The organism is Fusibacter sp. (assembly GCF_057447755.1).
On the sequence record NZ_JBVBZF010000065.1, the window covers coordinates 1 to 14113 of the forward strand.

The window sequence follows — 14113 nt, forward strand, 5'->3', positions numbered from 1 at the left end:
AAGAGTTCGATATATTGACAGCTTTTTTGTTGGTATTTCGACTTCATTATCAATAATTATTTAAGGAGGGTTAGTAAATGAAGCATCAACCACACCCAGGTTACGAAATGCTGTGGGGTGTCCATATGGGGTTGGACGGCAAAAGCGAAGGTAATCTTGGAAATGTTATTCGAGAACTCATGTTGAATTTCAAACTACCAGAAGGATTGGAGATGTTTGATCTCATGGTTCCAGGCCTTAAGGATGCCCCAGATGTACCCATTAGAGTTTATCGCAATATAGGGGCAAAAAAAGCACCACTTGTGATCAATATCCACGGCGGTGGTTTTATCACGGGTGACCTTGATAATGACAATATCCGTGCCTCTTTAATTGCAAAAAATGTCTCTTGCACTGTAGTTTCAGTAGGATACCGTCTTGCACCTCAAAGTGTCTTTCCTGCACAGATTGAAGACTGTCTTGCTGCACTTAATTATGCACTTGACAACTCAGAATCACTTGGGATCGACACTGAAAAAATTGGTGTTTTCGGTACCAGCGCAGGGGGCTGTATTGCTGCAGGTCTTTGCCTTTACCTAAGAGATCATAAGGGGCCCAAGATTTCAGCACAAGTCTTAAACTTCCCTGCACTTGACTATCTCCAAACTTCATTATCTGCACAGCAAAACTTTGACAATGCTCCTCTCGTTAAAGGAGATGGTCTCTCTGGTGTTTGGGTACATTATCTTGGTGGTTTTGATGGTTCACTGCCTTCCTATTATGCAGTACCTGCACTTGCAAGAGACTTGTCAGGATTGCCTCCTACATGTATGATTGTTAATGAATACGATCCATTACGAGATGAAGGCATCGATTATGCGAGAAGACTCATGGCATTTTCTGTACCAACAGAGCTATATTGCATGCCAAGAGTACCACACGGCTTTGATCTAGTGCCTGCCCCATTAACCGATTGGATTCGAGAAGCAATGTATCGTACATTCAAAAGAGAATTTGGCATGCTCTAATGCCTTAGGAGGTTAATAATGAAAACTATAAAATGGCTAGATGCGAATTTTGAAAGGGTCACTTTAATGATTCTTCTAGCTTTAATTTCATCCTTGCTCATGCTTCAAATCGTAATGCGCTATTGCTTTAGCAGTGCATTGCCTTGGGCAGAAGAACTTGCACGATACGGCTTCGTGGCTTCAGCTTATCTGTGTATGGGCTATTGTATTAAAGAGGGTTTGCTCTTCCGAATCGATTCCCTTTTTAAGCTTCTCCCAGCCAAGCTTCAAAAAATAGTAGATGTCATCATGTGGCTTATCAGCTTAGTTTTTTTTGCATACTGTGCGGTCCAGTCTGTTAAAGTTGCTTTCCTTGCTGCAGAATCAGGTATGTTGAGTCCTGCTCTGGAAATGCCTGTGTATTACTTGTATATCGTGGCAACCCTTGGCTTTGCGCTTGCAGTTTTGAGAATCACACAGCACCTCATTAAAATTGTAAAATGCGAGATCACATATGGTGTCAAACTAGAACCTGAACTCGTTGAGAAAGGAGCATAATTGTGTTAGTAACAATTTTAATCGTCTTTATCGGTTGTCTCCTTATTGGATTTCCCATTGCCATGGGAATTGGTTTTGCAACATTCTTACCAGGAATTATAAATCCACATTTTGCAGCGAACTCATTGTATGTATTACGCGCAATGGTTGGCGCTGTTGATAATACGCCTATATTGGCAATTCCACTATTTATGTTGTCTGGTATCATCATGGCTCAAGGTGGTATATCGGAAAAGCTCTTCAATGTATTTGCTTACTTTGTTGGTAATCGTACCGCTGGGATGCCAATTGCAGTTGTCATTACAGCTATGTTCTATGGTGCCATTAGCGGCTCTGGTCCTGCAACAACTGCTGCAGTAGGTGCAATGACCGTACCCATTTTGGTTTCACTAGGGTATGATGTCGTCTTTTCAGCTGCTCTAGTGGCTGCTGCAGGTGGTATCGGCATTATCATTCCACCAAGCATCCCATTTATCATGTATGGTATGATGACCGGCACATCTGTAGGTGCACTTTTCACAGCGGGCTTTATACCTGGGATTATGATTGCTGCAATGCTTATGATTTATGTATATATTTATTGCAAGATTCATGGTGAGGATAAAGAAAAAATCGCTGAAAACTACAACAAGTTGCGTTCTAAAGGACTTCTCCAAATATTTAAAGATGGATTTTGGGCACTCATGACACCCGTTATTATTCTTGGTGGTATTTATTCAGGAATTGTAACGCCAACTGAAGCGGCTGTTCTTTCTGTGTTCTATGCATTATTTGTAAGTATTTTCGTTTACAAAAATGTAAAAGTAAAAGATATTCCACAGTTTTTAGATGGTGCCATCAGAGCATATGCACCCATTGCATTGTTACTTGGATTTGCAATTGCTTTTTCAAGGGTTTTAACATTACTAAAAGCACCTGCAATGTTGGCAGAGTTCTTTACCTCTAACTTATCCAGTGGTGTTTACTTCCTACTAATCTTCAACTTTATACTCTTAATTGTTGGTATGTTTATGGATGCAGGACCAGCTGTGGCTATTATTTCACCCATGCTCGTGGCCGTCCTTACTCGATTCCACATAGATCCAGTGCAATTTGGGGTTATTATGGTTTTCAACCTCGCAATCGGGTTTATATCACCACCATTTGGCCTCAATCTCTTTGTGGCCAGCTCAATTTCTGACACTTCAGTTGGTGCAATTGGCAAAAAAGCAATTGCCTTTTGCGCAATCTATCTTATTGCACTGCTGATGATTACTTTCATTCCTAAAATCACTTTATTGCTCATATAAAATCGAACTTCAATCGTCTTATAAAATTACAGGAGGATACAATTATGAACTTAAAAATGAACTCTAAAAGTATTTTGACATTGATATTGATGCTTACAATGATATTTACGATGACAGGCTGTGGCAGCAATTCAACTTCACCCGAAGCTGCAGCAAGTGAAAGTGCACCAGCAACTGCAACTGCAACTGCCCCAGCAGAACCTGCAGAGGCCTCTGTGTTACCCGCTGACGGTCCTACATTCAACTTAATCCTCGGACATGGCGCACCAGAAGAATCTGACGGTCATAGAGGCACACTCTATTTTAAAAAATTGATCGAAGAGCGCTCTGGCGGCAAGATCACAGTTGATTCATATCCAGCCTTCCAACTTGGAACTGTCGGTGAACTCATTCAAAATCAAAAGTCCGGTCAGATTGCCATGACGGTTGGAACCGCTGGTGGCTCAACTTCGAGAGCCTTGGCCTTCCTAGATTTACCTGCACTTTATAACGATATTGAAACAGCCACAGCAGTTGTTCAAGAAGGTACAAAAGCACGTGCCTTAATCGACGAAGAATATGGCAAATTAAACGTTAAGGTTCTAAGCATTATGCCAATCACTTATCGTCAAATTAGCTCAAACAAGGAAATCCGTAGCTATGAAGATCTTCAAGGCCTTGATATCCGAACTATGGAAAATCCACTTCATATGATGTTCTGGGAGGCTGTTGGTGCTAACCCTACACCACTTCCATTTAGTGAACTCTATATCGCTCTACAGCAAGGTCTTGTTTCTGCACAAGAAAATCCACTGGATACCATTTACAACAGTAAAATTTATGAGCAACAAAAGTACCTGGTTAACTCAAATCACGTTATGTTTTTCAACGCTTACACGATAAATATTGATACATGGAACAGTATGCCTGAGGCCTACCAAACGCTCATAACGGATACGATGAAAGATGTTGACAAATGGACGCGTGAAACAACAGATGCATCTCAGAGCAATTTACAAGCTAAACTTCAAGAAGCCGGCCTTGAAGTAATCAACTTCACGGATGCCGACTTTGTAAAAATGAAAGAGGCCGCAGCACCTGTTTATGCCGAAGCGAGAAGCCTATGCGGCGATGAGGTTATTGATGAAATTCTAGCGACAATAAACAAATAGAAATACCCCTTTCTTATTGAAATAAAAAAAAGATGGTGATATCCGCTCACCATCTTTTTTTATATCTATAAAAGTGATCTGTCCAATTAATGTCCCGCATGTATCTTGACATAATTTTAAAGTGTGTTATAGTTTATAAAACAATTACAGCTATAGACCTTTTAAATACAAGATATAATCGAAAGGATAATCCATATGTTCAGCAGTTCAAACTTGAATCATACTGATTCCAAAACGCAAGAATTTACCCTCTTAAATTCATCAAATCAATATCAAAAGCACCTTCAAGAAATTCAAAACTCATATGATCGCAATACAATTAATTCAAAGCCTGATAGCGATGGCATTATAAGCGCCTTTAAACTGGTCACTGAAGAATATGCCATTTTCTCTGAGACAAGTGAAATCATAACGTTTGATTCAGAATCAGGTCCCCAAAAAGTGATTAAGCTCATCCCAATTTTGTCCGATGCTGGTATTCAGATACAAGGCATTAGATTGAATCATGATAACTCGACGCTTGAAATGGGCTTTCAAAATGCAGATTTAAAATATAAGGCGATACTCATTATAGAAGCAATCGGTTTATAATCAATTCAAATTGGCTATTGAAACCATGAAAAAATAATGACCATTAAAGGAATGCTCATTATGCTCAGCAATGTTGTGAAACTCAACAATCCTGCGGCATAATTTGCGTTCTTTTTATGTTTTACGGCAAACATGGTTCCAGTTGAAGCAATTGGGCAAGCGGTTGCAATTAAAACAATCGTCGGAATGAGTCCCGATAGATTAAATACCTTGAAGATCAAAATCATCACAAGTGGTACTAGGAGTAACCTCAAAAAGGCAACATAATACACGCCTTTATTTTTGATAATCTCCACAAATTGGCTTTTAAACAAAGTTGCACCAACAATAAGCATTGCAAGAGGGGTATTTACAAGGGCTATACTCTGCATTGGCTCTAAAAATATTTTGGGTAGTCTGATCCCCGTAATAAAAAAACTTAAGCCAATTAATATGGCAATTATGTTTGGCGATCTCAATATGGTCAAAATATCCTTTTTCCTTACGGCCCCTGTCATCAAGGCAACACCATGGCTCCAAACAAAGAGATTAAAGACGGTCAAGTAGGCTGTTACATAAAAGACACCTTCTTCGCCAAAAGTTGCAAAGAGAAGTGGAATGCCCATGTTGCCACAGTTCGAGTAAACAGTGCCCATGCGCTCCACTTGAAAATCTTGGTTACCCTTTTTTTTAATGGCTACCACTGAAATGATAATGGCAACAAAATGACTGACCACAGAAAGTGCAATTGCCATCAAAAGGCCCTGAAGTTTATCTGAGCTATAGTCTACCTGGTATGAAACCACGATCAATATTGGTGTCACAACCTGGAGTAAAATATCCGTTAACGCCTTATTGCCCTCATCTGTAATAATCCTTGTGGCAGAGCCCACCATCCCTACAGACATCATTATAAACATTTTAAGAATCATCGTCCCTATGATCACTGCTTGTGCCATCTTAACCTCTTTCTATGAAACCGAACCACTTAAACTAAGTAAATACCATATAAAATTAAGGCTGCTTACATCATGTAGATCGATTTTTCACTCATTTTTTGTATTAAAAAAGTGTACGCAATGTACACTTTATTTTGTCTCACTATTTTCTAATCCCATTGCTGCAGAGATGTCTTTGGCAAGCTTAGTGACGATTTCAATTTTCTCTGTTATGAGCTCATCCATGAACCTTACAGATGGTCCTGACATTGAAACCGCAGCGATAACTTTTCCCTTTGCATTGAAAATGGGTGCGGCAATACCGATCAGTCCCTCTTCACGTTCGCCGATGCTCAAGGCATAGCCACTATTCTTGACTTTTTGGAGTTCCTCTTTCTTTGGCCAGCCTTCTTTGTCAAATGGCTTCCATTCCTCAGGGGTCATAAAAGCCAAGAGTACCTTGCCTATGGCCCCTTTGCTCATGGTCACGCAATCGCCAATATCAATTACATGTCTTAGGGCTTTTGTCGACTCCATTCTATCAATACACAGTTTGCAATCATCCGCTTGAATGTAAAGACCAATATTCTCGTTGGTCTCCTGAAAGACCGCCTGCATATAAGGGTGTGCCACGTTCTTAAGGTGCTCTTTTGCATCAATTTGATTTAAGTTTACCAATCGATTTAATTGGCTTCCCAAATAAAAACGCTTACTTTCATTGTCTCTATATAAATAATTTCGATTGGTTAAAGTCATCACCAGCCTATAGACGGTACTTGATGACAAATCAATCTTTAAGGCGATCTCATTTAATGTCAATCCATTTTCTACATTTATAAACGCTTCTAAAATATCCAAAGTTCTGTCTACTGATCTATTCTGAACAGATTTATCGGGCATAATTCCTCCATTTTTAATAAGTTATTTAAATTGAGTTCGTATTTGCTCCACCTTATAAAGTAGTATCAAAATCCATAAAATCATATCCTATTATATTATACTACAACTTTTAAGATAGACATCGATAAATGTTCATTGATTTTGTATGAATAATTCAGGCCAAAGCCCTTTTATAAGTGAAACTAACCATTATTTTGTCTTACAGGTGCTTCTCGGATGAGATCAGAAGATTTACCAGCTTTCAGCATATAGCTGTCCACATCGTGTCCAACCAAAGTTCTAACGTGCTTTGCAAGACCAATCGCCTTGTCTAGGTCAACGCCTGTCTCTATTCCCATGAGTTCAAGCATATGGACAATATCTTCAGAAGCGACGTTTCCAGATGCACCTGGTGCATAGGGACAGCCACCTAAACCGCCAAAAGCACCATCGAAACGATTCATACCCGCTTGCATAGCTGCGACAATATTGGCAAGGGCCATACCTCGTGTGTTGTGAAAATGAATATTCCAAGTTACATCAGGGTACTTTTCTTTAAAATAATGGCACTTGTCATAAACTTCTTTAGGACCACCCATTCCAGTTGTGTCCGATAAGGAAATTTCCATAATGCCCAGAGAAACAAACTTTTGAACGATCGGTTCAATTTGCTCAATAGAAATGATGCCTTCAAAAGGACAGCCAAATGATGTTGCAATAGCACCTGAAACTTCAAGGCCATTTGCCTTTGCTAAATCATAAGAAGCCTGAAAAGAATCCATCGTTTCAAGGGGTAAACGGTTAAAATTGCTGATGTTATGTGACTTACTTGCAGACACGGTCAACTTTACCTTTTTAATCCCCGCTTCAATGGCACGTTCTGTTCCTTTGAGATTTGGGACTAAAACACGAAGGTCGACACCCTCTTTGTTTTTAATTAACTTGTAAACTTCAACAGTATCCGCTAAAGCCGGGATCGACTTCGGATGCACCATTGAACCAACTTCAATAACCTTGTATCCTGCTTCAATTGCTTGATCTATCAAATTTGCTTTTTCAATGGCTGAAAAGATCTTTTTTTCGTTTTGAAGACCGTCTCTTGGGCCAACTTCTGCAATGACAACTTCTTTTGGAAAATTCATATAATGCCTCCACTTTCGTCATAAATTATGGATTGCACACCATTGGGCATGCAATTATGTATGTCGCCTTAAACCTAAATAAATATAGAGGTCTATATTTATTTAGACTTAAAACGTTTGGGTTTTTATATTCATTTGAGGATGAGTTGATTAGTAGTTTATTTTTTTGAGATAATCCTTAGCAGTTACAAGACATCTTCTTGCGTGCTCAGCATAGCCAAATTCAGCAACTCTTTTGATGTGTGGCAGTTCCACCGAGAATACAACATCTTTTGGAATTCTTGTAATGATTTCATCGATATTAATGCCGCCTTCACCAACATAATAGCGTTCATCCCTACCTGTAAAAATCAGGCCTTCATCAGTTGTTGGAATTTCTTTAGGGCCATCACATAAGTGAACGAAATTGAACCACTCCTTTGGCAAGCCTTCTAGTTCTTCAAGTTCAACTCTTGATCGATTAAAGTGCAGTGTATCCACCATCAATCCTTTGTTGGTGGTTGGAGTGGATTTCAACAGCTCAACTGCTTGACTCAGGTTTTTAACCCCTGACCAAGTCACAAACTCAAGATCTACATTTAGGCCATATGGCTTTGCAATTTCGCATAGCTCATGAAATTTCTCCGTATATAGACTCTTGTCATTGGTCCATACGCTGGATAAAATACTCTTTGCACCAAGCTCAGCACCTACTTCCATGGCTGGAATATACTGCTTGACGTCAATGTCATTAACAATTCTTGCAAGCTCTATATCATGGACGCCAATGCCTGTTGATTGCATCGCTTTTTTGGTCTGTAAAAGCATGTCCTTCTTGTTTGCCAAATCATAATTTGGTTCCCCAGGCAAGCCCATATAAATTGGCCTTAAACTTACATAATCATAACCGCACATTTTGGCGATATAAATCATTTCAGGCGGCGCACATCCTAAAACCGTCAAATGCGCCAAAGAAAATTTCGTTCCCATAATAACCTCGCTTACAAATCGTCTATTTATTTAAGTTTTCAATGATATGTGTAACGGTTTGAGTCATATGCTCAACGGGCGCCTCAAGGCCAGTCCAAATTTCAAAGGCTTTAGCACCTTGATAAATCAGCATGCCGACACCGTTATGTGTTGTACAACCCACTTCTTCAGCATCCTTTAAGAATCTTGTCTTCACAGGGTTATAAGTAATATCACTTGCTATAATGCCTGGTCTTAATAAGCACTTATCAATAGGTGTAACATCCACATTTGGGATCATCCCAGCACCAGTTGCATTGATGATGACATCACATTCATCTATGGCATTTTTTAAATTCGCTTCGCTTAGTGAAACATACTCAGAACAATGCTTTACACCTGCATTAACTTCAGTTGCCACTTTTTCACCACAATCCGTTGCTTTGTCAAAGATTAAAATCTTACCAGCGCCCTCACTTGCAAGCGTAAATGCAATTGCTCTACCAGCACCACCAGAGCCTAAAAGGATGAACTTTTTACCCTTAACATCACCGATTACTGTCTTTAATGATTCCACATAGCCATAGCCATCTGTATTGTAGCCAATTAACTTACCGTCTACGATTTTAACCGTATTAACTGCACCAATCTTACTTGCGAGTTCATCAATTTCATCTAAGTAACGTAAGACCCTTACCTTATTAGGCTTTGTGACATTACAACCAATAAAGTTCATTCTACGTATACCGTTTAATACATCTTCTAGACCGTCCTTGCCCACTTCAATCGGCAAGTAGAAATTGTCTAAACCCAAATGCTCAAATGTACTGTTATGCATGGTTGGTGAAAATGTAAACGTCAATGGATATCCTAAAAGACCCACAAGTTTAGTGTTTAAAGTAATCATAATTTTAGCCCCCTGAAATTTAGTGGTGATCTCATTTTTTATGTCTCATGCGCATGTATTTTTTATTGATGTATCTCAATCATATTTGAACCTACATCATTATTTTCCATGTTAAATATATATAATTAAATCCTGATCATATAAGACTTCGATTTTATAATGTGTCCCCATAGATCATGCCAATCTATGGGGACCTCCTCACAAGGTTTACACAATATAATATATCCGTTCAATACTTATTTTAGTCAATTTTATCAAAGGTGAAATAAACAGCTTTTTATATTTGACTTTGATTATTTTGCTTCATCTAATGCTTTTAATAAAGCGTCTACTAATTCAGCACCAATATCTTGACGAATCATATCGTATACTGGTTTAGCTGCTTCTTGCATTTTAGCAACTTCTTCTGGCGCTAAATCGATGACTTCAATGCCTTGATCTTTAATAAATTGAAGTGAAGCTTCTGCTTGTCTTCTACCTTCAGCAAATCCAAACTCTTCTGCTTCTTTGAACGACTCATCGATTACAGCTTTTTGGTCAGCAGATAAACTATCATATACATCTTTGTTCATTACAGTTGTGCTGATGAACATGATGTGGTTTGTATTGATGACATATTTTTGTTGCTCATATAATTTTGACGCTACTAATGTTGCATATGGGTTTTCTTGAGCATCAACTAAACCTTGTTGTAAAGCGATATAAAGCTCACTGAATGCTAATGGAGATGGATTAGCACCAAGGTTTTGCCAGAATGCCATGTGGTATTTGTTTTCCATTGTTCTGATGTCAATACCAGAAAAATCTTCAAATTTATTTACAGGAACGTTTGAGCTCATTTCTCTAAAGCTGTCCGGAACCATCATTAATAATTTAAAACCAGCAGCTTCGTATTTAGAAGCAATAAGATCTCTGAAAGGTCCGTTTAATACTTTTCTCGCAACGTCTAAGTCCGTTAAAGCAACTGGCATATCAAATACAGCCAATTCTGGAATAAAGCTTACCATTGGAGCAGTTGTTAAAGTTGCCATAGACAAACTACCAGCTTGTGTTGATTCGATTAATTCTCTATCTCCACCTAACTGTGCATTTGGATATACGTCAACTTTTAAGTTCCCGCCTGATTTTGCTTCAATGATTTCTTTAACTTTGTTTGCTGTTACGCCACCTGGGCTTGTTTCATTTGCGCTTAAAGCAATTTGTAATGTTTTTGCTTCTGCTGGTTGTGCTGCTGGAGCCGCTTCACTTGATTCTGTTGATGATGTTTCTGGAGTGCTTGGTGCTGCTGTCGTTGAATTGCCACATGCTGTTAAACTAAATGCCAAAACAATTACTAACAATAAGCTCATAAACTTCTTCATAATTACTTCCTCCTAAAAATCAATTCAATTTTTAAATCTAAACTACTACAACATCAAACTTACTGCTGGAACAAAGGTGATAATCAATAACGCAATTGCAAAGGAGATGATAAACGGAATCGCCTTTTTCCCCAACTCCATTACAGGCGTATCTACCAGTGGGCTTGCCACAAATAGGTTTACACCAAATGGCGGCGTTACCATACCGATTGCTAAATTGGCAGTCATGATGATACCGAAGTGTACAGGGTCTACCCCTACAGCCACAACAGCAGGTAATAAAATTGGTGCTAAGATTACAATTGCAGGACCTACGTCAAGGAACATTCCCAAGATGAAGAACACGACGTTAATCGCAAGCAACAAGGCTACCGACGTTGAGAATGTACCTGTTAAGAAGTCGCCAATCATCATTGGGGCTCTTAATAAAGTAAGTACACGACCAAATACAGTTGCAAGTGCGATTAAAAGAATCAATGGTCCATAAGAACTGACGGTTTCCTTGAAGATTCCCGGAACATCTTTAAACTGAATCGTCTTGTAGATGAAGAGGCAAACGATCAAGGCATAGAACACTGATACACACGCAGCCTCGGTAGGTGTAACCACGCCACTGTAGATACCTCCTAAAATGATCACCGGTGCTAAAAGTGCCCAGAAACTGTCTTTCATTACGCCAAAGAATCCCTTTGCGCGTAATTCCTTGAGATTTTCATCGATTTTTTCACGGTCTTCGCCATTAATCTTACAATAGATGTAAGCGTAAACCATAAGCGATAAAGCGATTAAAATTCCCGGTAAAATACCTGCTGTAAAGAGCGCGCCAACCGATGTACCAGTTGTCAATCCATACATGATGAATGGAATACTCGGTGGGATAATAACCCCTAAGCTTCCAGATGTTGCTACTAAAGCGGCACTAAATACTTTATCGTATCCAAGAGAAACCAAAATCGGAATTGTCATCCCCCCAACCGCTGCTGTTGTTGCAATACCAGAACCTGAGATTGCACCATAGAACAAGCTGGTGATAATTACCGCAATTGGCATCCCCGCAGTTCTCTTACCAACGATAAAGGCAAACACGTCAAATAAACGCTTTGAAATACCGCCTCTTGCCATAAGTGAACCCGAAAGGATAAAAAGTGGAATTGCAAGCATTGGTGTACTATCAGAACCACTAACCATACCTCTTATGACAAACTGAACGTTTGCCGCAAAACCTGGATCAATGATTGATGGTAGCATTGCCGCAATACCAATTGCAATGGCAATTGGAATACTGAACACTAAACTCGCAACAAATACCAATAAAATTTGAACGATCATCTAATTGCCACCTTTCTCTTGAATTTCTTTATTTTTTAACGCTTTAGTTAGTTTAAATAAGTTTTGAAGACTTCTAATAACAGTCAAGCCAAATCCAACCACAGTTGACGCATAAACAACGTACATCGGCAATTCCATAGCAGGACTTGTTTGTCCACTTGCATAGAGCTTTTGTACAACTTCAACTGAGTTGTAGCAAAGGAATCCAAAGAAGGCTAAAATCACAACTTCAATTACTATGTCTAAATACTCTTGAAGTCTTTTAGGCAGAAACGTCGTTACCGCATCTATCCTCAACATGTTTCTCTTTTTAACCGAATAACTTGTCCCTAAGAACACCGACCAGATAAAGCAATATCTTGTAAACTCCTCAGGCCATGACAACGATGCACTAAATGCATATCGCATTACGATTTGAGTCATCATGACAACTGAAATTAATGCAAGTAGGATTACCAGAATATATTCTTCAAAGTATTCATCCAACCATCTCACTACTTTCATCAGTTTTCCCCCTTCAATTATTTGTAACACACTTTGACACTTTGACACTTTGACACTTTGACACTTTAATACTTTAATACTTTAATACTTTACCGACCTAAATTTTTAACACCGTATTACCCAAATTACTGTTAACAATCATTTATTTGCATTTTATCCAACATTAGGATTTTCTCTTTTGCTGACAAAAGCAACCTGTTAAGGTTGCATTTGTCAATAAGAGGAAACTACTTTGTTGCGACATGTTTCGATTTATGGGCTTCTCCATACATCAACTTACCTTCGATTACATTTTCTTTTGGTGTATAGATATCATTTATATTCCAAATACCATCTGTTGGTACTGGTATGTTTTCCATAGGAACATCGATTAAATAAGGCTCGTTTGAATCAAGCGCTTCTTTTAATACTGTTTTAAACTCATCCGCAGATGTGATTTTCTTGCTCTTAATGCCATATCCTTGAGCCACAACAGACCATTCCGGATTGTATTTCGTGCCATCAGGGCGTTTGAAGATCGTTCCGAATGAATGCTCATAATGCGATGCCGTAAGACCTGCAATTGTTCCGAATGCCCCATTGTTCATCACAACCCAAACCACTGGAATATTTTGTTCAACTGCAGTTGCAATAACAGATGGGTTAGTCCCAAATCCACCATCTCCAACAAGTGTGATCACTTTTTTATCTGGCGCTGCTAATTTTGCCCCTAAGATTGCCGCTGGACCAAAGCCCATTGTTGCAAGCCCACCCGGATGAAGAATTGTACCTGGAATTGTAATTTCAAATTGTTGTCCCATACCGTTTTTATTCCAGCCTACATCAGTTGCGATGATGCCATCTTCAGGGAAGACTTCTCTAACATCTTTTAAGATTCTTTGAGGTGTCATAGGGAATCTGTTATCATTTGAAATTTCAACGTTTGAAGCTTTGAATGCCGCTTTATTTGCTGCGATTTCAGCTCTTAAAGCCGGACGGTCAATACCTTCTGGTTTAAGTTCTTTAGCCGCTTCTAAGATCGCTTCAAGTGCAAGCTTAGGATCTGCAACAGCGCCGATTGCAACCGGATAGTTTCTGCCGATTTCAGCTGGATCCAAGTCGATTTGAATCAACTTGCTGCCAGGGATGTTAAAGGTAACGCCTTTGTACCAAGAGCTTGAATCCGCTTCTGCAAAACGTGTACCCACGCCTAAAATAACATCTGCCTCTGATGCTGTTTTATTTACGTAGTCAAGTCCCCAGAATCCTGTCATACCAACATGTAATGGATGGTTATCAGGAATTGCGCCTTGCCCCATAAGGGTTCTTGTTACCGGAATGTCAAGGAAATCAACTAAATCTGTTAATGCTTTTGACGCTTTTGTATAAATCAACTGTCCACCTGCATGGATCACCGGTCTTTCAGCGCTAATTAACATTTTAGCAATTTCAACTGCCGTTTCTTTTGAAAGTGCAGGCTTCGCAGTAAAAGAAGAATCGTGGAAAGTTCTTTCAAAGTGTGCTGTATCAATACTTCTAGAAAACATATCCATAGGAACAGATATTAAAACG

General features: G+C 39.1%; 14 protein-coding genes. 5 read left to right on the plus strand and 9 right to left on the minus strand.

Going from position 1 to position 14113, the window contains the following annotated elements:
• Positions 1-77 precede the first annotated feature (77 nt).
• The 5 genes from AC220I_RS09950 to AC220I_RS09970 all read left to right on the plus strand — a co-directional run bounded on the left by AC220I_RS09950 (position 78) and on the right by AC220I_RS09970 (position 4575).
• On the plus strand, positions 78-1007 hold the full coding sequence (locus AC220I_RS09950) for an alpha/beta hydrolase (RefSeq protein WP_486723672.1): 930 nt from the start codon (positions 78-80) through the stop codon (positions 1005-1007).
• A gap of 18 nt (positions 1008-1025) precedes the next feature.
• Positions 1026-1544, plus strand: coding sequence for a TRAP transporter small permease (locus tag AC220I_RS09955; protein ID WP_486723673.1), 519 nt, complete (start codon positions 1026-1028; stop codon positions 1542-1544).
• Between the two features lie 2 nt (positions 1545-1546).
• The gene (locus AC220I_RS09960) at positions 1547-2833 is read left to right on the plus strand and encodes a TRAP transporter large permease (RefSeq protein ID WP_486723674.1); all 1287 of its coding nucleotides are present in this window, start codon (positions 1547-1549) and stop codon (positions 2831-2833) included.
• A 44-nt stretch (positions 2834-2877) separates the two neighbouring features.
• On the plus strand, positions 2878-3984 hold the full coding sequence (locus AC220I_RS09965) for a TRAP transporter substrate-binding protein (RefSeq protein WP_486723675.1): 1107 nt from the start codon (positions 2878-2880) through the stop codon (positions 3982-3984).
• Positions 3985-4179: 195 nt separating this feature from the next.
• Complete coding sequence (locus AC220I_RS09970) at positions 4180-4575, plus strand: hypothetical protein (protein ID WP_486723676.1); 396 nt, start codon at positions 4180-4182, stop codon at positions 4573-4575.
• A 14-nt stretch (positions 4576-4589) separates the two neighbouring features.
• On the opposite strand, the gene AC220I_RS09975 is transcribed toward AC220I_RS09970, so the two are convergent.
• The 9 genes from AC220I_RS09975 to AC220I_RS10015 all read right to left on the minus strand — a co-directional run.
• Complete coding sequence (locus AC220I_RS09975; protein WP_486723677.1) at positions 4590-5513, minus strand: AEC family transporter; 924 nt, start codon at positions 5511-5513, stop codon at positions 4590-4592.
• A 129-nt stretch (positions 5514-5642) separates the two neighbouring features.
• The gene (locus tag AC220I_RS09980; RefSeq protein WP_486723678.1) at positions 5643-6392 is read right to left on the minus strand and encodes an IclR family transcriptional regulator; all 750 of its coding nucleotides are present in this window, start codon (positions 6390-6392) and stop codon (positions 5643-5645) included.
• 182 nt (positions 6393-6574) lie between these two features.
• Positions 6575-7513, minus strand: a complete 939-nt coding sequence (locus AC220I_RS09985) for a hydroxymethylglutaryl-CoA lyase (RefSeq protein ID WP_486723679.1) — start codon at positions 7511-7513, stop codon at positions 6575-6577.
• Positions 7514-7663: 150 nt separating this feature from the next.
• Positions 7664-8482, minus strand: a complete 819-nt coding sequence (locus AC220I_RS09990; RefSeq protein WP_486723680.1) for a sugar phosphate isomerase/epimerase family protein — start codon at positions 8480-8482, stop codon at positions 7664-7666.
• Between the two features lie 22 nt (positions 8483-8504).
• On the minus strand, positions 8505-9368 hold the full coding sequence (gene aroE / locus AC220I_RS09995; RefSeq protein WP_486723681.1) for a shikimate dehydrogenase: 864 nt from the start codon (positions 9366-9368) through the stop codon (positions 8505-8507).
• 293 nt (positions 9369-9661) lie between these two features.
• Positions 9662-10729, minus strand: coding sequence for a TRAP transporter substrate-binding protein (locus tag AC220I_RS10000; RefSeq protein WP_486723682.1), 1068 nt, complete (start codon positions 10727-10729; stop codon positions 9662-9664).
• A 45-nt stretch (positions 10730-10774) separates the two neighbouring features.
• The gene (locus AC220I_RS10005; protein ID WP_486723683.1) at positions 10775-12058 is read right to left on the minus strand and encodes a TRAP transporter large permease; all 1284 of its coding nucleotides are present in this window, start codon (positions 12056-12058) and stop codon (positions 10775-10777) included.
• The gene (locus tag AC220I_RS10010) at positions 12059-12562 is read right to left on the minus strand and encodes a TRAP transporter small permease (RefSeq protein ID WP_486723684.1); all 504 of its coding nucleotides are present in this window, start codon (positions 12560-12562) and stop codon (positions 12059-12061) included.
• A gap of 227 nt (positions 12563-12789) precedes the next feature.
• Positions 12790-14113 (minus strand): thiamine pyrophosphate-binding protein (locus AC220I_RS10015; protein ID WP_486723685.1); only part of this gene is annotated, 1324 nt, incomplete at its 5' end.